Source organism: Dyella jejuensis (genome assembly GCF_044904675.1).
In the GTDB taxonomy this organism is placed as follows: Bacteria; Pseudomonadota; Gammaproteobacteria; order Xanthomonadales; family Rhodanobacteraceae; genus Dyella_B; species Dyella_B jejuensis.
In genome coordinates this window covers 140,784-166,969 of record NZ_JADIKJ010000006.1, presented here as the reverse complement: position 1 = coordinate 166,969, position 26,186 = coordinate 140,784, and the positions used below count along the sequence as shown (strand labels likewise).

The 26,186-nt window shown below is 62.3% G+C and carries 16 protein-coding genes and 1 pseudogene; 9 read left to right on the top strand and 8 right to left on the bottom strand.

Features of this window, described 5'->3' with window-relative positions; translation table 11 throughout:
• Positions 1-25: 25 nt before the first annotated feature.
• From ISP15_RS07315 to ISP15_RS07305, 3 genes are read left to right on the top strand one after another with little or no spacing between them, the layout of a single operon-like run.
• Positions 26-3,262: an efflux RND transporter permease subunit gene (locus tag ISP15_RS07315; protein WP_404546549.1), complete on the top strand. Its 3,237-nt coding sequence runs from the start codon at positions 26-28 to the stop codon at positions 3,260-3,262.
• Positions 3,252-4,457: an efflux RND transporter periplasmic adaptor subunit gene (locus ISP15_RS07310; RefSeq protein WP_404546548.1), complete on the top strand. Its 1,206-nt coding sequence runs from the start codon at positions 3,252-3,254 to the stop codon at positions 4,455-4,457. The genes ISP15_RS07315 and ISP15_RS07310 overlap by 11 nt, the downstream gene beginning before the upstream one ends.
• A complete protein-coding gene (locus ISP15_RS07305) occupies positions 4,444-5,919 on the top strand; it encodes an efflux transporter outer membrane subunit (RefSeq protein WP_404546546.1) in 1,476 nt (491 codons plus the stop codon). Before ISP15_RS07310 ends, ISP15_RS07305 begins: the two co-directional genes overlap by 14 nt.
• 10 nt (positions 5,920-5,929) lie before the next feature.
• Here the strand turns inward: ISP15_RS07305 and ISP15_RS07300 are convergent, their stop codons facing one another.
• Together ISP15_RS07300 and ISP15_RS07295 are read right to left on the bottom strand one after the other, a co-directional pair.
• On the bottom strand, positions 5,930-8,104 hold the full coding sequence (locus ISP15_RS07300) for a primosomal protein N' (protein ID WP_404546545.1): 2,175 nt from the start codon (positions 8,102-8,104) through the stop codon (positions 5,930-5,932).
• A gap of 393 nt (positions 8,105-8,497) precedes the next feature.
• Entirely contained in the window at positions 8,498-9,655 is a 1,158-nt protein-coding gene (locus tag ISP15_RS07295; protein ID WP_404546543.1) for a DUF3667 domain-containing protein, read from the bottom strand.
• 136 nt (positions 9,656-9,791) lie between these two features.
• Here ISP15_RS07295 and ISP15_RS07290 point away from each other — a divergent pair, with 136 nt between their 5' ends.
• Together ISP15_RS07290 and sppA are read left to right on the top strand one after the other, a co-directional pair.
• On the top strand, positions 9,792-11,198 hold the full coding sequence (locus tag ISP15_RS07290) for an MATE family efflux transporter (protein ID WP_404546541.1): 1,407 nt from the start codon (positions 9,792-9,794) through the stop codon (positions 11,196-11,198).
• 53 nt (positions 11,199-11,251) lie between these two features.
• On the top strand, positions 11,252-13,135 hold the full coding sequence (sppA, locus tag ISP15_RS07285; protein WP_404546540.1) for a signal peptide peptidase SppA: 1,884 nt from the start codon (positions 11,252-11,254) through the stop codon (positions 13,133-13,135).
• 37 nt (positions 13,136-13,172) lie between these two features.
• Here the strand turns inward: sppA and ISP15_RS07280 are convergent, their stop codons facing one another.
• Entirely contained in the window at positions 13,173-14,003 is an 831-nt protein-coding gene (locus ISP15_RS07280; RefSeq protein WP_404546539.1) for an ABC transporter ATP-binding protein, read from the bottom strand.
• 81 nt (positions 14,004-14,084) lie between these two features.
• Positions 14,085-14,300, bottom strand: coding sequence for a hypothetical protein (locus ISP15_RS07275; protein ID WP_404546538.1), 216 nt, complete (start codon positions 14,298-14,300; stop codon positions 14,085-14,087).
• Between the two features lie 77 nt (positions 14,301-14,377).
• On the opposite strand from ISP15_RS07275, the gene ISP15_RS07270 reads away from it, so the two are divergent.
• Entirely contained in the window at positions 14,378-15,160 is a 783-nt protein-coding gene (locus ISP15_RS07270; RefSeq protein ID WP_404546537.1) for an SDR family oxidoreductase, read from the top strand.
• A gap of 19 nt (positions 15,161-15,179) precedes the next feature.
• Here ISP15_RS07270 and ISP15_RS07265 read toward each other — a convergent pair whose 3' ends face one another.
• From ISP15_RS07265 to ISP15_RS07255, 3 genes are all read right to left on the bottom strand, one after another.
• A complete protein-coding gene (locus tag ISP15_RS07265; protein WP_404546536.1) occupies positions 15,180-15,806 on the bottom strand; it encodes a DUF4124 domain-containing protein in 627 nt (208 codons plus the stop codon).
• Between the two features lie 45 nt (positions 15,807-15,851).
• Positions 15,852-16,796, bottom strand: coding sequence for a DegV family protein (locus ISP15_RS07260; protein ID WP_404546535.1), 945 nt, complete (start codon positions 16,794-16,796; stop codon positions 15,852-15,854).
• Positions 16,797-16,886: 90 nt separating this feature from the next.
• Positions 16,887-19,340 (bottom strand): acyl-CoA dehydrogenase, encoded by a 2,454-nt coding sequence (locus ISP15_RS07255; protein ID WP_404546534.1) that lies wholly within the window; start codon positions 19,338-19,340, stop codon positions 16,887-16,889.
• Positions 19,341-19,490: 150 nt separating this feature from the next.
• On the opposite strand from ISP15_RS07255, the gene ISP15_RS07250 reads away from it, so the two are divergent.
• Both ISP15_RS07250 and ISP15_RS07245 read left to right on the top strand, forming a co-directional pair.
• The gene (locus tag ISP15_RS07250) at positions 19,491-20,282 is read left to right on the top strand and encodes an AMP nucleosidase (protein WP_404546533.1); all 792 of its coding nucleotides are present in this window, start codon (positions 19,491-19,493) and stop codon (positions 20,280-20,282) included.
• Between the two features lie 335 nt (positions 20,283-20,617).
• Positions 20,618-23,695, top strand: coding sequence for a TonB-dependent receptor plug domain-containing protein (locus ISP15_RS07245; RefSeq protein WP_404546568.1), 3,078 nt, complete (start codon positions 20,618-20,620; stop codon positions 23,693-23,695).
• 104 nt (positions 23,696-23,799) lie between these two features.
• Here ISP15_RS07245 and ISP15_RS07240 read toward each other — a convergent pair whose 3' ends face one another.
• On the bottom strand, positions 23,800-25,419 hold the full coding sequence (locus ISP15_RS07240; RefSeq protein ID WP_404546532.1) for a tetratricopeptide repeat-containing sulfotransferase family protein: 1,620 nt from the start codon (positions 25,417-25,419) through the stop codon (positions 23,800-23,802).
• A 243-nt stretch (positions 25,420-25,662) separates the two neighbouring features.
• On the opposite strand from ISP15_RS07240, the pseudogene ISP15_RS07235 reads away from it, so the two are divergent.
• Positions 25,663-26,119 (top strand): annotated as a pseudogene (locus ISP15_RS07235) (transposase); the annotation flags it as partial.
• Positions 26,120-26,186 lie beyond the last annotated feature (67 nt).

Sequence of the window (26,186 nt, the reverse complement as noted above, 5' to 3'; positions counted from 1 at the left end):
TTGGCCGTGCCGTCGGAACCATCGCATGCTGGGTCTTGTTCGGATCGCGCTCGCGCGCCCCTATACCTTCATCGTCCTTGCGTTGTTCATCCTGATCGTGGGCCCGCTCGCCGCGCTGCGCACGCCCACCGATATTTTCCCGAACATCGGCATTCCCGTGATCAGCGTGGTATGGACGTACAACGGCTTGTCGCCGAGTGCGATGTCCGGCCGCGTGATCTATTACTACGAACGTTCGCTGACTTCGACGGTGAGCGATATCGAGCATATCGAATCGCAATCGTTGCCAGGTATCGGCGTAGTGAAGATTTTCTTCCAGCCCGGCGTGGACGTTCGCACCGCGACCGCGCAGGTCACCTCGATCTCGCAGACCGTGCTCAAGCAGATGCCGCCCGGCATCACGCCGCCGCAGATCATCAACTACAACGCTTCCACCGTGCCGGTGCTGCAGATGGCACTGTCGAGCACGCGGCTGAGCGAGCAGAAGATCCGCGATCTGGCGCAAAACTTCATGCGGCCGATGCTGATATCGGTGCCCGGGGTGGCGATCCCCACGCCTTATGGCGGCAAGCAGCGCCAGATCATGCTGGACCTCGATCCCCAGGCGCTGGCGGCCAAGGGCTTGTCCGCCCAGGATGTGGGCAACGCGCTGGCTGCGCAGAACCAGATCGTGCCGGTCGGCGATGTGAAAATCGGGCGCTACGAATACACGGTCAATCTCAACGACAGTCCCGCTGCGATCGACGAGCTCAACAATCTGCCGATCAAGACTGTCGATGGCGCCACCATCACCATCGGTCAAGTCGCGCACGTGCGCGATGGGTCGCCACCGCAAGAGAATGTGGTGCGCGTCGATGGCCATCGTGCCGTGCTGATGCCGGCCCTGAAAGGCGGCAATGTATCGACCCTGGCAGTCGTGGCGGGCATCAAGAAATTGCTGCCGCTGGCGGAAGAAACACTGCCGCCTTCATTGAAAGTGAAATTGCTGGGTGACCAGTCGATATTCGTGCGCAGCGCGATCGCATCGGTGGCGCGCGAAGGCATCATCGCCGCGCTGCTGACGTCGGTGATGATCCTCATCTTTCTTGGCAGCTGGCGCTCGACGGTCATCATTGCGGTATCGATTCCGCTTGCCGTGCTGTCGGCGATCGCGCTGCTGGCGGTGTTCGGGCAGACGCTCAACGTGATGACGCTGGGCGGCTTGGCCCTGGCGGTGGGCATCCTGGTGGACGATGCCACTGTCACCATCGAGAACATCAACTGGCATCTGGAGCAGGGCAAGGACGTGCATACCGCCATCATGGATGGTGCCAGGCAGATCGTGACGCCGGCCTTCGTGTCGTTGCTATGCATCTGCATCGTATTCGTGCCGATGTTCATGCTCAACGGCATTGCCGGCTTCCTGTTCCGGCCCATGGCGCTGGCGGTGATCTTCGCGATGGCGTCGTCATTCGTGCTGTCGCGCACGCTGGTGCCGACCATGGCGATGTACCTGCTCAAGCCACATGTTCTGGAACAAGGACCCGGCAGCCATCCGGAAGACCTCTACGTCGACCATCACGAAGGCGACCAGCATCCGTACAAGCAGGGCAGCAAGCTGCTTCGTGCGATGGTGGCTTTCCAGCAGAAGTTTGAACACCGTTTCTCGAAGATCCGCGATACCTACTACGGCACGCTGTCGCTCGCGCTGACGTCGCGCCGTCCGTTCGTGATCGGCTTCCTTGCGGTGGTGATCGCGTCGTTCGCCCTGGTGCCGTTCCTTGGGCGGGATTTCTTCCCGTCCACCGAATCGGGCGCCATCGCCATCCATGTGCGCGCTCCGGTGGGCACGCGCATCGAAGACAGCGCGGCGGAGTTCGATCACATCGAGACGGCCATCCGCCGGGTGATTCCGCCGGACCAATTGGACAGCATCATCGACAATATCGGCCTTCCGCTCAGCGGCACCAATATGGTCTACAACAACAGCGGTACGATCGGGCCGCAGGATGGCGACATCCAGGTACTGCTGAAAGAAGGTCATGACTCGAGCGATGCGTTCGTGAAGAAACTGCGCGAAGCGTTGCCGCGTGAATTTCCAGGCACCAGCTTCGCGTTCCTGCCCGCCGACATGGCCAGCCAGATCCTCAACTTCGGTGCGCCGGCGCCCCTGGATGTGAAAGTATCCGGCCGCAACAGCGACGCCAACGAGGCTTACGCGATTCATCTGTTGCGCCGGATGCGCGCGATTCCCGGTATCGCCGATGTACGCCTGCAACAGTCGACCGGTGCCCCACAGTTGAACGTAGACGTCAATCGTATGCGAGCCGACGAACTGGGCATTACCGAGCACGACGTCACCGATAGCATGGTGGCGTCACTGGCCGGCAGCCTGCAGGTGGCGCCGGTGTTCTGGCTCAATCCCGCCAATGGCGTGTCCTATGCGGTGGTCGCGCAGACACCGCAATACCGGATGGATACGCTGGCCGACTTGCAAAGCCTGCCGGTCACTTCGTCCACCACCGGCGCCCGGCAGGTGCTTGGCGCGCTGGCGACGATCAAGCGTACCTCCAGTCCGGCGGTGGTCAGCCACTACAACATTGCGCCATCGTTCGACATCTATGCATCGGTGCAGGGGCGCGACCTGGGCGCGGTGTCCGGCGACATCCAGAAGGTACTCGATGCCGCCGCGAAAGATCGCCCGAAGGGTTCCATCGTGAGCCTGCTCGGCCAGGTCACCGCCATGAACGAGGCCTTCGCCGGCCTGTTGTTCGGCCTGCTCGGCGCAATCGTGCTGATCTACATGCTGATCGTGGTCAACTTCCAATCCTGGCTCGATCCGTTCGTGATCATTACCGCTCTGCCTGCGGCGTTGGCTGGCATCGTGTGGATGCTTTTCGTCACGCATACAACCTTGTCGGTGCCGGCATTGACCGGCGCGATCATGTGCATGGGCGTGGCGACTGCCAACTCGATCCTGGTGGTGAGTTTCGCGCGCGAGCGCCTGGCCGAGCACGGCGACGCCATGAAGGCCGCGCTGGAAGCCGGCTTTACCCGCTTCCGTCCGGTATGCATGACGGCATTGGCGATGATCATCGGCATGTTGCCAATGGCATTGGCGCATGAGCAGAACTCGCCGCTTGGCCGTGCCGTGATCGGCGGCCTCGTATTTGCTACCTGCGCCACGCTGCTGTTTGTGCCGGTGGTGTTCACCATCGTGCACGGCCGCGAGCAGCGGGCACCCTCCCCAGACCCCGTTTCCGGAATTCCCCATGTCGCATAATCCCGCCACTGTAGAGGTCGTCCAGAAACCGCCGCGTTTGAAGGCCTTTGGCACGGGTGCTGCGATAGTGGCCGTGCTGGTCATCATCGTGGGCCTGGCGGTCCGTTACCACGAGCAGCACGAGCTGGTGCAATGGACCGACGCGCAGCTGATTCCCACCGTGCGCCTGGCGCCGCCATCGGATCCGGCAAAGGAGCACATCATGACGCTGCCAGGTCATCTCGACGCATGGTATAGCGCGCCTATCCATGCGCGTGTCGGTGGCTATCTCAAAAATTGGTACAAGGACATCGGCGACAAGGTGAAAGCGGGCGATGTGCTCGCCACCATCGACACGCCCGAGCTGGATCAGCAATTGGAGCAGGCAAAGGCCGTACTGGCGAAGGCCCGGGCCGATGCCAGGCTGGCGGCCATCACCTCGCAACGCTGGCAGCATCTGCTCGCTTCCGATTCGGTGTCCAAGCAGGAGGCCGATGAAAAAAGCGGCGAAGCGACCGCCGCGCAGGCGACCGTGCTGGCGGCCAGGGCCGACGTGGATCGGCTGGACGCGCTGGAGACGTTCAAGCACATCGTGGCGCCCTTTGCCGGTACCGTCGTGGCGCGGCGTACCGACGTGGGCGACTTGATCACCGCTAACAACGAAAGCGGCCCGGAGTTGTTCACCGTGGCCGATACCACCCGCATGCGTCTGTATGTCCCGGTGCCAGAGGTCAATACGGGCGCCATCAAACCGGGGATGAAGGCCACCTTGAGCGTTCCCGAATTGCCGGGCCGCCTATTCCAGGCCACATTGCTCGGCACGTCCGATGCCATCAACCAGAATTCCGGCAGCCTGCTCGCGCAATTCGTGGCCAACAATCAGGACGGGGCGCTCAAGCCGGGCGACTACGCCGACGTGCAGCTGGCGATTCCGGTAAATGCGAATATGGTCAGCGTACCTGCCAGTGCGCTGATCTTCCGTTCCAAGGGGGCGCAGGTGGCGGTGCTTGGAGCCAATGGACGCGCGCGCCTGCACAACGTGCACATCGCGGTGGACATGGGCACGACGCTACAGATCGACCAAGGTCTGGTTCCTTCCGACAAAGTGATCGAAAACCCGCCGGATTCACTGATGGACGGCGACAAGGTGCGCGTGGAAAGCGCAGACGCAGAAAATAACGTGGCGTTGGAGAGCGGCCGCAATGCGGCGCGTTGATCATTTGCTGGCCGGTGTATTCGCGACCGCGTTGCTCGGCGGCTGTTCGCTGGCACCGGCCTATCGCACACCGGCGTTGCCGCCGATGCCGACTTCGTACAAGGAAGCCGGCACGGCCTGGAAGGTGGCGATGCCTTCGGATCGGCAGCCGCGCGGAAAATGGTGGTCCGTGTATGGCGACAGCCAGCTCGACCAATTGGAAACCAGGCTCGACCAGGACAATCCCGGCCTTGCGGCGGCGCTGGCTCGCTATGACACGGCGCGTGCCTTTGAGAGCCAGTTGAACTCAGGACTGTTTCCGCACCTCGGCGCGATGGTCAGCCCCATGCGCGCGCGGCAGTCCAACAACCGCCCGCTGCGCGGCAGCGATCAGCCCAATGAATACGATAGCGATACGGTGGGGCTCGAGGCCGATTACGACCTCGACCTGTGGGGGCGCGTCCGCAACGAAGTCAGCGAGGGCCACGCCTTGTCGCAAGCGGCCCAGGCCGACCTTGCGTCGGCCAAGCTGAGCCTTGAAACACAGCTGGCGGAAGATTACGTGCGGTTGCGTGGCTACGACATCCAGACCGCTATCCTGCAAGGCACGCTCAAAGCCTATGGACGCGCGCTGCAACTGACCGAGAACCGCCATGCAGGCGGTATCGCTTCCGGCATGGACGTATCGCGTGCGCAGGCACAGCTGCACGATGCCCAGGCGCAGGTGACCGAGGTGCTGGCGCAGCGCGCGCTGGTCGAGCATGCCATCGCCAGCCTGGTCGGTGTTCCCGCGTCCAGTTTCTCGATGGCAGCGCAGCAGCAACAGCCGCAGGTGCCCGTCACGCCGCCCGGCTTGCCTTCCACGTTGCTGGAGCGCCGACCCGACATTGCCGCGGCAGAACGCCGGGTATTCGCGGCCAATGCCGGTATCGGCGTGGCGCGCGCGGCATTCTTTCCGGACCTGAGCCTGTCGGGCAGCTATGGGTTCCAGGACACGGGCATGGGCAACCTGCTTTCCCTCGGCAACCGGTTCTGGTCGCTCGGGCCGCAGGCGACGCTGGATGTGTTCGACGCCGGATTGCGTCGCGCACAATTGCGCCAGGCGCACGCGGAGTTCGCGGCGGCTTCCGCCAATTACCGTCAGACTGTGCTGGATGCGTTCCGCCAGGTGGAAGATGACCTCGTGTTGTTGCGCGATCTCGGCGTGGAGGCGGCGCAGGAGGACCAAGCCGTGGTCGCGGCGCAGAAAACGCTGGCCATTGCCACGAATCGTTATCGCGAAGGCATCGTCAACTATCTCGACGTGGTCACCGCGCAGACCGCGGCGCTGTCGGCGCAGCGTGATGCCGAAACGCTCCGCACGCGGCGCTTGCAGGCAAGCGTGGATCTGATCCATGCGCTGGGCGGCGGATGGACGCGCGCGTCGGCGGGCATCGATGCGTCGACGGTGGCGCAAGCTAACGAGCGCGCACTGCATAAGTAGTTCTGGCGGATCAATACAGATCGATCGGATCGACATCGAGCGTCCAGCGCACCTTGCGCGCACTGGGCAGCTGCGTGAGGTGCAGCGCCCACGGGCGCACCACGGCGTGCAGGTCGCGGCGGCTGGCCGACTCGATCAACAGCTGCCCGCGCTGGCGTCCCGCGCGCAACGGCATGGGGGCGGGCATGGGACCGGCAATCTGCACGGCATCGCTGTCGGGCAGTGCGGCGCACGCCTCGGACAGAAATGCATCCACCGCGGCGCGCTGATGCGCATCGCAACGCAACAGCACCTGGTGGCCGCAAGGCGGCAATCCTGCCTGGCGGCGTTCGGCCAGCAATGCCTTGGCGGCAGCGGCATAGCCTTGTGCGAGCAGATGACGCAACAACAAGTGGTCGGGATGATGCGTCTGCAACACCACCCGCCCAGGCTTGCGCGCGCGTCCGGCGCGTCCGGCTACCTGCACGACGAGCTGCGCCAGTCGTTCGCTGGCGCGAAAGTCGACGCTTAGCAAGCCTTCGTCCACGCCCACGATGGCGACCAGGGTAAGGTTCGGCAGATCATGGCCCTTGGCCAGCATCTGTGTACCGACCAGGATGGCGGGCGCGTCTTCCTGCAAATTATCGAGCAACTGTTCAAAAGCGTCGCGGCGGCGCGTGGTTTCGCGATCGATGCGCAGCACGGGGACTTGCGGAAACAGCGCGGCCAGCGCTTCTTCCAGCCGCTCGGTGCCCTGGCCTTGCGGCTTCAGGTCCTGGCCGCCGCAAGCAGGGCAGGCGGCGGGCACGGGCGATTGGTTGTCGCAGTGATGGCATACCAGCTTTCGCCATGCCGCATGCAGGGTAAGCGGACGTTCGCAGCGCGGGCATTCCGCATGCCAACCGCAGGCATGGCATAGCAATACCGGCGCATAACCGCGGCGATTGCGGAACACCAGCACCTGTTCGCCACGCGCGACCGTTTCGCCAATCGCCTGCAACAGCGCGGGCGACAGGCCGTGCTCCAATCGCTGTGCACGCATGTCCACGATCTGCACCTGCGGCGGGTGCGCCGCACTGGGCCGCGAGCGCAGATGCAGGGCGTGATAGCGGCCTGCCTCGACGTTGGCCAGGCTTTCCAGCGATGGCGTGGCCGAGCCCAACAATACGGGCACCTGCAACGCGCGGCCGCGCACCAGCGCGAGATCGCGCGCGTGATAACGGAAACCTTCTTGTTGCTTGTAGGCGCTGTCGTGTTCTTCGTCCACGATGATCAGCCCAGCCTGCGGCATCGGCGTAAAGACAGCCGAGCGCGTACCCAGCACCACTTTGGCTTCGCCCGAGCGCATGCGCAGCCACGCGCGGGCGCGCTCGCCTTCGGCCAGGTTGGAATGCAACACTTCGATCGGCACGCCCAGGCGCTCGCGCAGGCGGCGCACGGTTTGCGGCGCAAGCCCGATCTCGGGCACCAGCAGTAACGTTTGCTTGCCTTGCGCGAGCGCCTGCTGGATCAGCGCAAGGTAGACCTCGGTCTTGCCGCTGCCGGTAATGCCGTCGAGCAGGAACGGCTGGAAGCGGCCGAAAGCGCTGGCCACGGCATCGACCGCGGCGGCCTGCTCGGGATGCAAGAGCGGGGCTGCCACGACGGAAGTGGACAAGGATGCCGCCGCCGCTGCGCCTTTCTCGATCAGGCCGGCCTCGCCCAGGCGCCGCGCCGCGGCGCGCCAGTCGGCAAGGCGGATATCCAGGTCGGCCGCTGATAAAGGTCCCTCGACCAGCGCCTGCAGCAATGCACGGCTGCTGCCGCGCCGACTGGCTGCGTCCAGTGCGCTTCGTCCGGCCACGGTCAACTGCCAGACCGGTTCGCGGGTCTCGGGCAACGGCTTGTCTTCGCGCAGCAGCAAGGGTAATGCGTTGGCGTAGGCCTCGCCCGGTGCGCCAAGCCAATAGTCGGCGGCCCAGGCCAGACTCTGCATGAGTTCGGCATCCAGCAACGGCGACGGATCAAGCAGGCGCGAGACGCGCTTGAGCCGCGTGCTGCCGACATGCGCCGGGACATCGGCTTCGACCACCACGCCCACCGCCTTGCCGCGGCCGAACGGGACCAGTACGCGGCTTCCCGCCGCTGCATCGCCGGCCACCGGCGGTAGATAGTCGAACAAAGTGGGAAGGGGCACCGGCAGGGCGACGCGGAGAACGGATGGCATGGCGATAGGTTGTCCGGCAGCGGTCGAGTGTATCGCCCCTCATCGAGCCAGGGTATGGCGCTGAAGAATGTGGGGATGGAAGCTTGCCGACGATTGCTGCCCTGTCATCGAGGAAAAAGGGCTAAGTAGCTCATCAGCCCGTGGTTTTTCCCTTATCCACAAGACCTGTGGATAAGTCTGTGGATGCGCCGTTGAGAGCAAGCCTTTTCGCGCATCAGAACGGCGCTTATGACAGGCTGTTCAACTTTTGACCACATTAAAATCGTCTTATATTTCAATGAATTGCAACATCGCTTCGTTCGAGTCCTAGCAGGCCTCACGCACTTGACACGTGTGTATGTCAATCCCTTGACGCTGTGTAAAACCAAGCTTTTGCCATGCCGCAGATGACAATCAGTGGGCGAACCCGAGGACCGTGGCAATGGCCAAGGCGAAGACCAGCAACCAGAAATAAAACCAGCCGATGAACCAGAATTTCACGGCAGTCATGGCCCAGCCCTGGCGGTAAATCCGCTTCTGCATGAGCAGCAGATAGACCGGTATCCAGATCAACAAGGGAGCCTGCAACAGGCCGACCAGGCCGCCGACCCACGCCGCGTGCGGCTTGAGCCAGGTAGAAAGCAGGCCAGTGATGACCACCAGCAACAGGCTCAGGAACAGGAAGGCGTGGCTGTGCAGGGAAACGATCAGGTGCTCCATGTACAGCCGGCGCTTGAAGACATAGAACAGCTTCAACAGCAGCGCGAAGACCGGGACCAGCACCAGCATCGTGCCGGGCAGCGCGCCATACATGCCAGCGGCGATGCGTTCCTGTGCTTCCTGGCGCTGTGCATCGTTGCCGTACTGGAGCGCGTGCCAATTCTGCAGGAGGTGCCGCACCAACCCGCTGAGGCGCTCGTTGGCGAAGCCGGGTAGCCAACCAATGCTTACCGGCGGCACCAGATCGCTGGCATCGCTATCGCGTGATGTAGCCGGCTCGCTTTCCACGCTGGCTGTATGGGCGGGTGCTCCGAGTTCGGCCAAGCGTTGGCTGGCCCGGCCCCGCAGGCGCCGTTCGGCTTCGTCGACCTGGGTGGCGAGCGCCGCGTTGCCCGCCGCGCGCGCAGCTTCCAGAGGGGCCAGCTGACGTTGCAGCTGGGCCTGTACATCCTGTGCCGTCTGCGCCTGGGCGAAATCGGTACCGCTGTCGAGCAGGCTTACATGTTGGTGGCGCTGTTCGATACGGTTGGCGATGACGTCGGTCGCCAGGTGCAGCACGAAAAAGGACAGCAGGCACAGCACGAACATCAGCCGGAACGGCGCGATGTAGCGCACGCGCCGGCCGCTGAAATATTCCAGGGTGAGAAAGCCGGGCTTGAGCAGCAGCGGCGGCAGCGTATGCAGGATGCGTCCGTCGATGTGCAGGAAAGTCTCGAAGAATTCCTCGAACAGCCCATGCACCGGACGCAATACGCTATGAACCGACTGTCCGCAGTGATGGCAGTACTCGCCCTCCAGCGACGTGTGGCAGTTGGCGCAGTGCACGCCTTCGAACGAAATCATTTGCTTCATGCCGTGCTCCCCGTGGTGCAGCGATGGATCTTGGCATTGCAGCGGGAAGAGGGGAATGGGGCGTGAGCCACGGTGGCGGGAGCTTCGCCATGTTCCTCCCCGCAGTACAATGGCCGGCCGCGGAGCACCCTCATTCATGAAACCCTTTCCTCTCGACCGTGCCCGAGCGTCGCGGGAGATCGGCGCCACCGTTCGCTTAGGCCTGCCGCTGATACTCGCCCAGCTTGCCGCCGTTGGCAGCAATGTGATCGACGCCATCCTCGCCGGACATGTCGGCGCCCACGTGCTGGGCGCCGTGGCGGTAGGTGCGAGCATCTGGACGCTGGCGATCGTCAGCGGCATCGGCATGATGATGGCGATGCCGCCATCGGTCTCGCAACTGGACGGCGCGGGCCGCCGGCACGAAGTGGGCGCGGTGTTCCACCAGGGCGTATGGCTGGCATTGGGCGTGGGTGTCGTGCTGTGGTTCGCGGTGCGGCACGCCGAGCCGCTGATCAAGCTGATCGGCGTATCGCCGGGTCTATATATCGATGTCGGCGAGTTCCTGCGCGCGATCAGCTGGGGTGCGCCTGCGCTGACTTGTTATTTCGCGTTGCGCGGTTTGTCCGAAGGCCTTTCGCTCACGCGCCCGTCCATGTATTTCAGTTTCGGTGGCCTGCTGCTGCTGATACCGCTGGGCTACGTCTTCATGTTCGGCAAACTGGGCTTGCCGCCGCAGGGCGCGCGCGGCTGCGGCATCGCGACGGCGACGGTGCTGTGGCTGGAGATGTTGTCGTTCGGCATCTACGTATTCTTTCATCCTGATTACCGGGGGCTGGGGTTGTTCGACCACTTCGAATGGCCCAACCTGCAGCAGATCGGCAAGCTGATGCATATCGGCGTGCCCATGGCCGTTACGTTGCTGGCGGAAGGCGGCCTGTTCGTGGCCGCGGCCCTGCTGATCGGCACCATGGGCGAGGACATCGTCGCCAGTCACCAGGTGGCGCTCAATGTGGCATCGCTGTTTTTCATGATTCCCCTGGGACTGGCGATGGCGATCACGGTGCGCGTCGGCAACGCGGTAGGTCGCGGCGATGCCTCCGGTGTGCGCTATGCCGGGTTTTGCGGCATCGGCCTGACGCTGGTCACGCAACTAGTATCGGCTGGACTGATGTTGAGCTTTCCGCACTTCATCGCCTCGCTTTACACCCACGACAAAACCGTGATCGAGCTGGCGGCACAATTGCTGGTACTGGCGGGCCTGTTCCAGTTTTCCGATGGTATCCAGGTCGCCTCCAATGGCGCGTTGCGCGGTTTGAAGGACACGCGCCTGCCGATGGCGATCACCTTGTTTGCGTACTGGATGGTTGGCATGCCGGTGGGCTGGTGGCTGGCATTCCACGCCGGGCTGGGCGCCCGTGGCATCTGGATGGGCCTGATCGCCGGCCTGAGCATGGCCGCCTTGCTGTTGTTCGCGCGCTTCTGGCGCAGTTCGCACCGGCACCGTTCCGGTACGTTTGACCCTGTCGCACCCGCACCCTCGGATGCGACGATGCCCTTATGACCGGCGTTGCCCGAGCGGCTGCGCTGGCAAACAACCTTTAGGAATCCTGATCCATGACCACGCCTCCGCCCCTGCGCCAGCCACGGCAACCGAACGGATTCTGGGCCTTCCTGCGCGGATGCGGGCGCGGCCTCAACGCGGTCAGGCTGGTCATCATCAATCTGGTGTTCTTTGGCTTGCTGGCGCTGTTGCTGCTGCTGGTACTGGGCGTGAGCGCGGCCCGGCGCCTCAACGCGATCCAGGACGGCAGTGTGCTGGTGCTGAAGCCGGAAGGGCAGCTGGTGGAGCAATACAGCGTCAATCCGGTGCAACGTGCATTGTCCAAGCTTTCCGGCAATGAGCCGAAAGAAACGCAACTGCGCGATCTGGTCGGCGCCATCGATGCGGCGGCGAACGATCCGCGCATCACGCGCATCGTGCTCGATCCGGACAAGCTGCAAAGCAGCGGCTTCGCGGCGCTGACCGAGGTAGGCGCGGCAATGGATCGTTTTCGCGCTAGCGGCAAGCCCATGTTGGTGTGGGCATCGAGCCTGGATCAATACCAGTATTACCTCGCCGCACATGCCACCCGCATCCTGCTCGACCCGCAAGGCAGTTTGCTGATCACCGGTTTGTCGAACTACCGCCTTTTCTACAAAGACCTGCTCGACAAACTGGGCGTCAACGTCTATCTGTTCCGTGTGGGCCAATTCAAGAGCGCGGCCGAACCCTTCATCCTTGACCACGCATCGCCCGAGTCCAAGGAAGCGGACAGTTACTGGATGGGTGGCCTGTGGGATGGCTACATCAATGACGTGGCGAAGCTGCGCAAGCTTGATCCGGCGGCGTTGCGCGCGGATATCGACGACTTGCCGGACCGCATCGCCGCTGCGCAGGGCGATCTGGCCAAACTTGCGCTGGACGAACATCTGATCGATGGCGTGGCCACGCGCGAGCAACTGGTCAAGATGCTGCGTGAGCAGGGCGTGCCGGCCGGCAAGGACGGCCACGGTATCCGTGGCGTCGAGCTGGAGCGCTACGTCGCCAGCGTGCCCAGCCGCGACAAGCCGGGCGATCCGGCCGTCACGGTGGTGGTGGCCGAAGGCGAGATTTCCTCCGGCGAACAGTCAGCCGGTTCGATCGGCGGCGAGTCGACTGCGGCGCTGATCCGCGCTGCGCGCGAAAACAAGCGCACCAAGGCGCTGGTGTTGCGTGTGAACTCGCCGGGCGGCGAAGTGTACGCTGCCGAGGAAATCCGCCGCGAAGTGGAGCAGACACGCCAAGCCGGCATCCCGGTGGTCGTATCGATGGGCGACGTGGCCGCCAGCGGCGGCTACTGGATCTCGATGAACGCCAACAAGATCTATGCCGAGCCCAATACCATCACCGGTTCGATCGGCATCTTCGGCATGTACTACACCGTGCCTGACGCGCTGGGCAAACTTGGCATCGCCAGCGACGGCGTAGGTACCAGTCCGCTGGCCGGCGCGTTCGACATCAGCCGGCCGCTCGATCCCAAAGTCGGCACGGTGATCCAGTCCATCATCAACAAGGGTTACCACGATTTTGTCGGTGGCGTCGCGCAGGCGCGCGGAAAAGATTACGCCGCGATCGACGCGATCGCGCAGGGACGAGTGTGGACGGGTGAGCAGGCGCGGCAGCGCGGGCTGGTCGATCAGTTGGGCGGGCTCGATACGGCGATCGGCGCGGCCGCCGAGCTGGCGCGGCTGGGCAAGGACTACGCCGTGCGCTATCAGCAACCGCCCATGGGCGCCTTCGATCGCTTTTTCGTCAGCCTCAACCAGGATGCGATGGTGTCGGCATTGCAAAGCTACGGCCTGAGGCTGCCGCCATGGGTAGCGCAATTGCCGATGCTTGCGCCGGAGTTGCAGATGTTGCGCACGGCGCAGGCTGGGCGGCCGAACGTATATTCGTATTGTTTTTGCTCGCCACGGTGACGGCTAGTCGCTGGCGCCGTTGCCGCATCGGCGCCGGTCAACCGACGACGGCGTGCGGATAATCGCCGCGCCATTCAACCCGCATGGCGATATCGAACGCGGCGGTGAGTGCCCCGTCGGTCAGTACGCTCGCCTTGCTGCCCTGCCGCAGTACCCGTCCATGCCGCAGCAGCACGACATGGTCGATTTCAGGCAGGATTTCTTCCACGTGGTGCGTGACCAGCAGCAAGGTCACGCCGCGCTGGGCCAATTGTCGCAGGCTCTCGAGAAAGCGCCGCCGGCTGGCCGGGTCCAGGCCGGCACAGGGTTCGTCCAATAACAATGCGCGCGGGCGATGCACCAGGGCGCGTGCGATCAATACGCGACGGGCCTCGCCCGTGGACAGGCTGGCCATCTCGCGGCCGATCAGCGTAGCGGCTTCCATGTGTTCCAGCGCCTCGAGCGCGCGCTCGCGCATCGGGCCGCTGATCGCATGATCCAGGCCCACGCCACGTGCGGCGAAAAAGCCGGATATCACGGTGTCGAAGACTTCCAGCGATGCATCGCCGGTGTAATCCGACTGCAAGGCCGGCGACACGATGCCGACCAGGCTGCGCAGTTCGGCCACGCTCCAGCGGTCGCGGCCGAATACCTGGATGACGGGCGCTCCGTCGCGGCGGGCCAACGGGTAGAGCTGGCGCGAGATAAGCCGGATCAGCGTGGATTTGCCCGAACCGTTGGCGCCGAGGATGGCAGTGTGCTGGCCGACCGCCAGGCGCAGGCTGAGGCGATCCAGGAGCAATCGCTCGCCGCGCAAGACACTGGCTTCGTGGATATCCAGCAATGGCGGGGATGCCATGCCGGCTTGCTGTGCGGTATCGGAAATCATGCTCGAACCTTGCCTGTATCAGGCGAAGGTAGCAAGTATTGGCCGTACAGACGTCCAAACGCCAGCGACCGCGAATAACGCTTACTGCGTTTGCTGCTCGATCTGCTTGTCCTGGTCGGCGGCTTGTTTCTCGGCCAGCCTGCGCACGTCTCGGGCGCGTTGTTCGTCCTGCTTCATGGCGTCCCATGGTGCGGCTGTCTGCGTGGCGGTGGTCTTTGGTTCGGATTGCGGCGCAGGTGGTTTATTGCTGCACGCGGCGAGTGCGAACAGGCAGAGCACTGCGGTAGCGACTTTCATGGCATGGGCCCCGATCGGCAGATGGCGTGCAGTCTCCTGCTGCTTCGCGCCCCAGGCAAGTCGTGTAAGCTGCGCGCATGAACAGCCGCATAGACGCCTGGCAATTGCAGGGCCATACCGCCCTGGTCACTGGTGCCAGCAAAGGCATTGGCTATGCCGCCGCGCGCGAACTGGCCAGCTTGGGCGCAAGCCTGTTGCTGGTGGCGCGCGATGGCGATTATCTCGAGCAGGTCCGGGTGGAATTGACAGACGACTATCCGGGCGTCGACGTGTTGGCTTTCGCCGCCGATGTGGGCGAAGCCGAGGATCGCCTGGCGGTGTTCGACTGGATCGCGGACCTGGAAATGCCGTTGTCGATCCTGGTCAACAACGCCGGCGGCAATACGCCGAAAGCCACGCTCGACTATGACGCCGCGGAGTACCGCGCAATCTTCGAACAGAATCTATTCTCCGCTTACGAGATGTGCCGTCTCGCGCATCCGCATCTGGTGCAGCATGCGAATGCGGCCATCGTCAACGTAGGGTCGGTTTCCGGCGTCACTCACGTCCGCACCGGCTCGCCCTACGGCATGACCAAGGCGGCGCTGCACCAGCTCACCCGCAATTTGGCCGCGGAATGGGCGATCGATGGCATCCGCGTCAACGCGGTTGCGCCCTGGTATATCCGCACCCAACGTTCCGAACCCGCGCTCACCGATGCCGACTACCTCGACGAGGTGCTGGATCGCACGCCGCTGCGGCGTATCGGCGAACCGGAGGAAGTCGCGGCGGCCATCGCTTTCCTGTGCCTTCCCGCCGCCAGCTATATCACCGGCCAGTTGCTGGCGGTGGACGGCGGATTTCTCAACTACGGATTCTGATCGAAGCGAGCTACCTCGCTCAGCAATGAGCGAGGGCCGCCATCAACTCACTCTCGCGCTGCAGCAGGGGCGGCTGGTCGCTCTTGAACGCCCGCGACAGTTTGCGTTCGTTTTCATCGTACTGGTCGCGCAATGCCGCGCAGGTGTCGGCGGGCGTCATTGGCGCGCAGGTATCTCGCACCAGCACATAGTGGCTGGCTACCGTTGCCGCGGTGGCCCTGCCGCGGCCGGGCGGCACGGAAGGCTGGCCCAACGACGTGGGAATCATGCCGGTAACGGCCAGCGGCGCGTAGTAAGGCTGCGGGTCGCCGTGGCTGCTCAGGTAAGTGTTGTGGTTCACCGCATCGAGGCAGCGATACATGGGAGGCGGTGGCTCGCGTAGCGGACGCGGTGCGGGTCGGGTGGCGCCCATCGCGGAAGCGGTGTCGTCGACAGGTTCCGATAAGGGCGACGTGGCGGGACCGTTGTCCTCAAGCTGCATGGTTCGCTGCTGCTGGCTGCGTGCGCAAGGCGTGCCTTGGTAGACGACTTGGCCTTTGGCCGAACTGCATTTGTAGACCGTGGTGGTGCCGGCTTGCGCAGCGTCCGGTTGGCCCGCGATAAACAGGATGGCGAGGAGCAACATGGAGATGTCGACGCGACTCATGTCTCGATTCCGGTTCGCCGGCCGGGATACGCCTTGCGCCTGCGGTCAGAACTCCACCGCATGCTCTTCGGCGGCAAAGCCGACCGTGACCGCCCCTTCGCCGACATTGACCATGCCGGTGATACTCATCGGCGCCTGCATCAGGGTGACGCCGCATTCTTCGCAAGCTTCCGCGAGCCTGGCATAGCCTGGCAATTTCGGCAGTTCGGAAAGATCGCCGCCATAAGCGGTGCACATCACCGGTACCAGCAGGCCGGCGCGGACGCGGTCGGCAGCGTACTGGAACAGTGTTTCGCAGCCGTGTTCCCAGCCGCGGACCTTGCCGACCGGCGTGGTATCGCCACGGTAGCCGCGCAGCAACGGCTTGATATCCAGCGTGGAGCCGAGCACGGCGCTGAACAATCCGACGCTGCGGTCGCCTTTTTTCTTGGCGCGGGCGCGCAAGTAGTAAAGATCACGCGGCAGCATGTAGCCGTAGGAATTTTCGGCGATATAGGCCAGCCGCTCGCGGATCGCCGCGGGTGCCTCATTCGCCTGCATCAGGCGCACGGCTTCGGCCACGCAGGGCGCGGAACCGGCGAACAGGCTGCGCGTATCCATCACGCGCATCAGGAAGGGCCCGGTGATGCCGGCCGGCTCGCGTACCTGGCGGTAGTTTTTCAGTACCGCGAAACTGGCCTTGACCACGTGCTCATAGATCGGGCTGCGTGTGGCGGTGATGGTGAGGCAGAACACGCAATCCTTTTCCAGCACCAGCTTTTCCAGGAATAGCTTTTGTACGTCTTCCACGGAACAAGGCTCGGTTTCCGCCGAATGGCTGCGGCTACCCAGCTTGAGGTTGAGGAAGCGTTGGATCTCGGCTGGATCGCGGTCGTCCTTGAACAGGGCGTTGTCGACCCGGACCGCGATGGGCATGACGGCGATGTCGTGTTGCTGCAGAAAATCCTGCGGCAGGTCGCAGGAAGCGTCGATTGCCAAGCCCATTCGCATATCGCCAAACCCTTACCTTCGATGGCGCGCTGAACATAGCACGCGCTAACGTCAGGTGATTGTCGCAGTGCGCCAAGTTCCCGCGGGATTTCAACGCAATTGCCGGTAAGTTTCCGCATCGAAGGCGTCCACTTGCACCACGGCATCGCGGGCCGCCTGCGCCGCGGCCAGGGCCTCGTATTCCGCTTGCGTGATGACGCCGGCGGCCAGGCCGAGTTCGTCGAGCCGGTCCTTCGGTGCACGCTCCAGCCGGCCGGCGCGCACGGCATCGCGCAGCTTGGTTTCCACCGGAATGGCGAGCACGGCTTTCGCCAGTGCGGCCTCCAGTTGGCCCAGGCCGGGATCGTTCGGGCCCGGCACGTGGATGTCTTGCGTGAGGTTGATGCGGGCATCGCGGTCTTCGAGGATCGCGCGCGCAGCGCGCTGACCGAGCAGGTCGGACGGAGGGCGAAAGTGTGCGCCCAATGGAAATGCCAGGCAGCGCGCAATCATCGCCAGTGGACCACGCAGGTTATCCAGCACGCTGCGCAGGGCCTCCTGTGTCTGGTAGAGCGCACTGGCTACGCCCCAGCGTGCAAGGTCGTAGTTGGAGGCGAATTTGGCTTCGTCGTGATAGCGCTTGAGCGTGGCGGCGGCGAGATATTGCCAGGCCAGCGCATCGGCCAGGCGTCCGGAGATCTTTTCATGTCGCTTGAGCGACCCGCCCAGCGTAGCCATGCATACGTCCGAGACGAACGCGAAGGCGCAGGAGAGCCGGGTGAGTTGCTGGTAATAGCGCTTCAATTCGGTATCGACGGGAATACGTGCGAGCCGGCTGCCGGTCAGGCCCAGCAGGAACGCGCGCACGCCGCGAGTGAAAAAGAAATTGATGTAGCCGAACGTGCCGCGATCCAGCGAGGGCAGATCTCTTGCGTCGATCGCCGCGATGAGCTTTGGCACCCATGGATGGCAGCGGATCGCGCCCTGGCCGTAGACGATCATGGAGCGGGTGAGGATATTGGCCCCCTCCACCGTGATACCGATCGGCACCGACATCCACATGCGCGACAGCGCATTGCGCGGCCCGCGCTGGATCGCCGCGCCGGCACGAATGTCCATGGCATCGCTGACCACCTCGCGCATCGCATCAGTGAGATAGGCCTTGACGATGGAGCCAAGCACGGCCGGCTTCTCGCCGACGTCCAGCGCAGCGCAGGTGAGTGTGCGGGCGGCGGTCATCAGATAGGTAAGGCCGGCAATCCGCGCCAAGGGTTCCTCGATGCCTTCGAAGCGCCCGATCGGGGTGTCGAATTGCTCGCGCACGGTGGCATAGGCGCCACAGATGCGCGTGGACATCTGCGCTGCGCCGACCGCTAGCGCGGGCAGGGAAATGGAGCGGCCGGCGGCCAGCGATTCCATCAGCATGCGCCAGCCAAGGCCAATCTGCTCCACGCCGCCGATGATGGCATCCAGCGGCACGAATACATCCTTGCCAAGGATGGGGCCGTTATGGAACGGCACCCCCATCGGATCATGGTGCCTGCCAATGTCGATACCGGGCAGATCGCGCGGGATGAGCGCGCAGGTAATGCCGCGGTCGACGGTATCGCCCAGCAGGCGATCCGGGTCCTTCAGCTGGAAGGCCAGGCCGATCAGGGTCGCCACCGGCGCCAGCGTGATATATCGCTTGTTCCAGTTCAGGCGCAGGCCAAGTACCGGTTCCCCGTTCCAGGTTCCGCGCTCGACAATCCCGCTGGATTGCGTGGCGGCAGCATCCGAGCCCGCTTCCGGTCCGGTAAGGGCGAAGCAGGGAATGTCGCGGCCATCCGCCAGGCGAGACAAGTAGCGTTGCTTCTGCTCCTCGGTGCCGTAATGCACCAGCAATTCGCCGGGGCCCAGCGAATTGGGCACCATTACGGTCACCGCTGCCGCAATCGAGCGGCTGGCGATGCGCGTGACCACGCGCGAGTGCCCGATTTCGGAAAAGCCCAGGCCACCGAATGCTTCCGGAATCACCATGCCAAAGAAGCGTTCGCGCTTGAGGAAATCCCATACCTCGGGGGGTAGATCGCGCTCTTGCTGGATCTGCCAATCGTCGATCATGTCGCAAAGCTGCGTCACCGGCCCATCCATGAAAGCCTGCTCCTTTTCACTGAGCGGCTTGCAGCGGAAGTCGGCAAGGTATTTCCAGTCGGGGGCACCTGAGAAGATCTGCGCATCCCACCACACCGTGCCGGCTTCCAGGGCAATGCGTTCGGTGTTGCCCAGCTTTGGCAATACCTTGCCGAGCAACGGCAACAGCGAGCGGGCGAACAAGGCGCGGCGCAGCGGCACGATGCCGGTGACGGCGGCCAGCAGCACGCAGGCAAGCAGGAGCGGGGTAAAGAGTTGCGGCGAATCGATGCCGCTCAGGTACCAGGTGAGAAAAAGCACGGCAAGGGCGCTTACCCAGGCCAGCCACCCACGGCCGGCATAGGCGAGCCCGAACAGTACGATCAGGGCAACGATCCAGCCGCAAGCCAGCATGCCGCTTCCTCCATGGGCGAGGATGGTGAAGTGTGCCACTTCAAGGGAATGCGAAAGCCGCTTTGAACAGCCGCCGCGCGGGGGCTACGCGCACGCCTTAAGATGAGACCACTCAAATCTGGCCTAACGCCGACGTGGCGTCGTCGGTAACGCATGGCGAAGGCTCGCCGTGCTGAAACAAGAGCTTGTATGAAGACTAAAAACGAGATCGTTACCAACTGGCTGCCGCGCTATACCGGCGTGCCGCTGGATCAGTTCGGCGCGCACATCCTGCTTACCAATTTCAGTCACTACGTCGACCTGTTCGCCGAATGGCATGGCGTGGAAGTGCGTGGGCGGGACCGGCCGATGCCCAGCGCCACCGCCGACGGCATCACCATGATCAACTTCGGCATGGGCAGCCCCAATGCGGCCACCATGATGGATCTGCTGGGCGCGATACAGCCGGGTGCGGTGCTGTTCCTGGGTAAATGCGGCGGCGTTAAGAGAAAGAATCAGCTCGGCGATCTGGTCCTGCCCATCGCCGCCATCCGCGGCGAAGGTACCAGCAACGATTACCTGCCGCCCGAGGTGCCGGCACTGCCCGCATTCCAGCTACAGCGTGCCGTCTCCACCATGATCCGCGACCTGGGCCACGACTACTGGACCGGCACCGTCTACACCACCAACCGCCGCGTGTGGGAACACGACGAGGCCTTCAAGGAATACCTGCGCCGTACCCGGTGCATGGCAGTGGATATGGAAACCGCGACCATCTTCGCCGCCGGCTTCGCCAACCACATCCCCTGCGGAGCTTTGCTGCTGGTCTCCGACCAGCCGATGATTCCGGAAGGGGTCAAGACTGAACTCAGCGATCGCAGCGTGACCACTAAGTATGTGGAAGCGCACATCCGCGTTGGCATTGAGGCCTTGAAGCTGGTGCGGCGGAATGGGCGAAGCGTCAAGCATCTGAGGTTTGAGGATGAGTCGGGTGGGTCATGAGGCTTGGTGTGATGCGGCAAAAGCTCCGGAGGCTCATCTGTCTCGCAATATATTGCGGGATGGTGCAAACTATTACCGTTGACTTTTTGTTATTTTCGCCTTTATGTTCACGGTGTCGCTAAACATCCGTTAAGGCTCGTTTTTACTGCCGGGCAGTTTGCAGGGATGGGTTTGTAGGGGATGGGGAGATCAAGAACAGCGTTCAAATTCGTTTTTTGTCCAAGCTCGACCGGCATACCGGAAGGTGCGGGCGATCTGTTGAGGCTTTTGATATTTCATGCCGCTGGGGGTTTTACTAGATGAATACTAAGAAGCTTGTGCCTGCATCGAAGGGGATGCCGGTGCGTCACACTGCCTTGGCCGTGGCTGTTGCCATCGGGTTTGGCTTCTCTGGATATGTGTTCGCACAGTCCACCACGGGCACCATTTCTGGTCAGGCGCCGGTTGCTAGTGGCGAAACCGTGCAGATTGTTGGTGGCTCGGGCTTCAACCGGACGGTGCCAGTCGACAATTCTGGCCATTACAACATCACGCTGCCGGTCGGCACTTACGATGTGAATCTGATGCAGAACGGCCAGATCGTGCAGACGAGGAAGGGCGTAACCGCGCTAGCTGCGGGCGCCGTGGCAGTCGACTTCACCAATGGAGCGGCCAGCAGCGCCAATGCGCAAAACCTGTCTTCGGTGATGGTGACGGCAAACGCGATTCCGCCGATCGACGTGAGCTCCACCCAGGAAAGCTCCGTCATCACCGCCCAGCAGCTGAAGAACCTGCCGCTGCAGCGTTCGGGCGCAGCTATTGCGCTGCTGGCCCCGGGAACGGTGGCCGGCGCTTCGGCGCTGGGTGGAGGCCCGACCGGCGAGCCGCTGCTTTCCTTCAACGGTTCGTCGACCGCTGAAAACGCCTACTACATCAACGGCTTCAATACTTCCGATCCGATCGGTAACGCTGGTGGCATTACGCTGCCTTATGGCGCGATCTCGCAGCAGGAAACATTGACCAACGGTTATGGTCCGGAATACGGCCGTTCGACCGGCGGCGTGGTCAGCCAGATTGGCCAGAGCGGCACCGATACCTGGCACTTCGGTGGTGCGGCATTCTTTACGCCGGCCGGCACCATGGGCACGCAGGGTAATCTTTACTATGAAAGCCCATACTATCCGGCAACCAAGGGCACTTTGCTGGACTATCGCAACGGCAATAGCCAGTGGGAACAGGTGTATGACGCCTACGTTGGCGGTCCGCTGATCAAAGACAAGCTGTTCTTCTTCTTGGCTGCAGAAGCCGACCGCACGTCATCGGACCTGATCCAGCCGAACACCCAGAACCAGGAATATCAGACCCACACCACCGATCCGAAGTACTACGCGAAGATCGATTGGAATATCACCGACTCGAACATCCTGTCGTTGACGTCGATGAAGAACAACTACCAGTACGGTGGTTCTGTCTACAACTATGACTATGCCGACAAGGCCGAAGGTACGCCGGTTGACTACCTGAACTCCGAGAAGCAGGAGTTCACCGTAAATGTGCTGAAGTTTACGTCTTACATCACCGACGATCTGACGCTGAACGCGATGATCGGCAAGATGGATGGCACGTACACCTACAGCAACCCGGCCAACTCGACGCTGCCGGCCATTCTCGATACGCAGTACCAAAACCCTGCATATTGCCCATCCACGTCATGCCTGACCAATCAGGCCAGCAACACCATCGACAGCCCCAACCAGAAGTCGGAAGACGTCAACCTTCGTTTTGACCTGACCTACAAGCTGGGTGACCACACGCTTCAGGCCGGTATCGATAACGAAACGACCAATCTGCGTAACGCCGGCACCACCACGACCGGCCCGGGCTATGCATGGATCTACGGTAATGCCACGCCAGGCCAGCCCATTCTCGGTACACCGGGCATAGCACCGTACGTGGGATTGCCGGATGCCAACGGCTACTACGCAAGCAAATATACCTACGTGACTGCGGCTTCCGTGGAAGTGCAGCAGCGCGCGCAATACATCAAGGATACCTGGCAGGCCACGCCGAACTTGTTGTTGAACCTGGGCCTGCGTAATGACACCTTCACCAACTACAACCCCGACGGCGAGCCATATGTGCGCCTGACCAAGCCGCAATGGGCGCCGCGCCTGGGCTTCAGCTGGGACATTCTGGGCGACTCCAGCATGAAGCTGTTCGGTAATGCCGGCCGCTACTATCTGGCGTTGCCGGCAGGTGTGGCGATTCGCGAGGCTTCGGCGTCCATCTACACCAATTCGTACTATACCTATACGGGTATTACACCTAACGGTCTTCCGACCGGGATAACGCCGATCGCTTCGTGCGGCCAGACCTGCGGCGCCGGCGTGCCCGTGTCGCCTAATAACGAGTACGGTGAGCTACTCGATCCGAAGACGGTAGCTGCCCAGAATCTGGGTGCGGAATACCAGGATTCGTTTGTGTTGGGCTTCCAGCAGCAGTTCGCACAGAACTGGGATTACGGCTTGACTGCCACATGGACCAAGCTGCATCGCATCATCGACGATACCGCTGAAGGTACCAGCGAGATCTGTCAGCAGCTGGTCAATCAGAATCCGTCGTTGGGCACTTGGAATGGTACGTGCCCGCTCAACGTCAATGGTTCGATCCTGGTCAACCCTGGCGATACCAACATAATCAACGTGGCCAATCCGGCTGGCGGCTACTATACCGCCGACGTGAATGCCATCGAGATGGGTTTCCCGCAACCGAAGCGTAACTACTACTCGCTGGAAGCCTTCGTCGAGCACGTGTGGGACGGCAAGTGGACGGCCAAGCTGGATTACGTCTACTCCAAGAGCTACGGCACTACCGAAGGTCCGGTGCAGTCCAACATCGGACAGGGTGCGGCTTCGGTTTCCGCCACTGAGCAGTGGGACTTCGGCCAGCTGATGCAGTACTCCAATGGCGTGCAAGCGAACTCGCGCAAGCATGTGCTGAAGGGCTACGGTACCTATCAGTTCCTGCCTGAGTGGTCGGTCAGCGCAATATTGACCCTGGCTTCCGGCACGCCCGAATCCTGCCTGGGCGCGTATGGCCCGTTGCAGACAGATCCGGTTGGGTACGGCACTGAGGCTTATCACTGGTGCGACGGCCAGCCGGCCGTACCGGGCACCACCGGTTATACGCCATGGTTGCATACCTTGGACCTGGCGCTGGAATACCGTCCGGAATGGGCTCAGAAGAAGCTGGCTTTCCAGGTGCAGATCCGCAACGTCACCAACGAGCAGAAGATCACGCAGGTTTATCCCGGCCTTGGCTCGACGGCTGGCGGCGCGTCGGATCCGCTGTATAAGTCAGCGGACATCGTTAACGGCGTTGCCGCAGTGGAAACGCCCCGTACCGTACAGTTCGGCGTGACCTACGACTGGTAAGTCGATTTCAAAGTAGGAAGGCGGCCATGCCGCCTTCCGGTCTCAAAGTAAAAGGCCGCCGGCAAAACCGGCGGCCTTTTTGCGTGGCGGATCGATGCGCAGGATCAGAGTGCCAGCGTGGTGCCTGCCAAGCCTGCGGCCAGTTGCTCTCGCAGGGGTGCAAGTTGCTCCAAGTAGTGCGCGCTGCGCGACGTGTCCTTACGCAATGATTGACGTACCTGTGCGGCGCTGGCGGTACTGCGCACGGTGCGCTGGGTCAGGTGGAAATCGAGGCAATGCGAATCGTATGGCAAGCCGCAGAACTGCAGCAGGCGTTGCAATTGTTCTTCCGGTCCTGCCAGCAGGGCTTCATAGGAAAGATCGAGCACGTGCAGAGGGTGCTGGCGTAACCAGAAATCGGTCAGTCGGGCGTATTCCACATAATAAGCCGCCATCTGGTTGAGATCGTAGCTGTAATAGGTCTGGTTGCTGAACAGTTGGCGGAAGCAGGCGAAGCAGGTTTCCACCGGATCGCGATGACTTCGGATGATGCGCGCGCCTGGAAGCATCGCCCTGATCATTCCCGCATGTTCCCAGTTGAACATGTTCTTATCCGTGGATCGAGGCTTATGCATGCGCCAGCGCGCCGTGCGGACAAGATAGTCCTGACCAAGACGATACCAGTCGTCGGCAGTGGCTTCGGCGACCCATTGTGGAAATGGCCGCCCACGCCGATGCGATTCGGTCATCAGTACTTGTGGCAGGTCGACGATTTCGTCAGCACCTTCGACCAATGGATGGGAGGCAAGCATTTGCTCTATCAGAGTAGACCCGGAACGCGGAACGCTGGCGATAAAAATAAGTTCCTGCCCCAGCGTTGGATCTACAGGAAGGGGCAGGGGATGTTCGAAAGCGGCCATGATTGCGTCGATCCGGGCACGATGTGCTTTGCTGTCCCACTGGACGAGGCTGCGCTTTAGCTCGTTGGTCTGCTTGAGCGTTGCAAAGGCGGACGGATACTGTGCTTGGTCTTCGAGTGCCTTGGCCAACGCAAAGCCCAATGGAATGCGGGCATCGGCCGGCAGGCCGGGCTTGTTGAACGCGCTCTGCAGCTTGCTGACGTCTTCGGCGCTTAATGGCACAGTTTTAAGATTCGCCAAAGCGAACCAGGCGCCTGGATGATCCGGTTGACGGCATAGCAATTCACGGTAGTGGCTGACCGCGGCGGGGATGTCGCCTATGCTGACTTCAAGATCTGCAAGGCTGCTCAGCGCAAGCAGGTGTCCGGCGTCGGCATGTAGAGCGTGATGCAATGCTTCACGTGCTTCTGACGTATGCAATTGGGCTTTCAATGCCTTACCCAGGTTGTACCACGCCGATGACATTGACGGAGCCAACTCACATGCGCGCCGCAAAATGGCCAGGGCTTCATCGATGGCACCTATCTCATAGAGAGAGCTACCAAGATTCATTAGCGTGCTGGCGTCATTAGGACGATTCGCAACCGATTGGCGCAGCGACTCGGCCGCTTTCGCATGATCACCCCGCATCTGAAAACTGATGCCCATAAGGCGATGGACTTCCGCATGATGGGGCGACAGTGCCAGCGCGCTAATCAGCGAACGCTCCGCCAGATCGGGTTGCCCGCGGCTTAAAGCTATGCCAGCTTCTTCCAAAAAACGGCGGCCGGATATCGACAGGCCTGCCGCACGGTCCACCGGCGGTTGCGCCTGAGGTGCGGTCATGAACGTCCCCAAATCACTTGAATTCCCGGAAAGACTAGCTCAGTGGCGGCGGCGCGCCTATGGCCTGAGACTAGTCAAAGAGGCTGCTGGAACAACGGCTCCGAAGTTGCTGCGGTCTGACTCAATACGCGAGGATCGGAAATCGCATTCCATAAAGCGCGAAGCCTGAAGTCATAAATGCTTAAGCTATCAAGCTGGTGAACTAGGGCTGTTAACACTGCAAGTGTTTGGTTCGAGAACTGCTTGCGACAACAGCGCGGCAACGTCAGCCTGCCAAATCTTCAAATATTGAACGCGATGCTTATGGCGCCGGGCGTGGCTGTAAATGGCGTGGCCTCCCAAGTGGCAACTGGCATACGGTCTGCACAAGGATGTGCCGCTGGCCAAGAAGGGCGTGCTTGATCGTGTGTTCCAGACACTGCAGCGCAAGATCAGATCGTTCGTATCAAGATCGAAGCCCTCATGGGATAGCACCGTGGTCGAGATCCGTTCTGATAGCACGGGCCAAAAAAGCCCTCGCTATCGGAAAGTCCCGAGGTGTCTGGACCACCAACATTCATATGGTTGCTGCGGATGCTTGAACGCCCAAGGCATATGAAAGCAATGAAAAACACGTCAGCTCGCGCTCGACCTTGCCTTTATTTTCGTTTTTCTGCCGAAAAGTAATCGTCTCGAGCCACGTAAGTACGATCGAGAGCTTTGAAGAGCTTCCGGCGCGGGTTTCCCTGATTAGACAAACTGGGCATCTTCCCCGGCCTGATCTATTT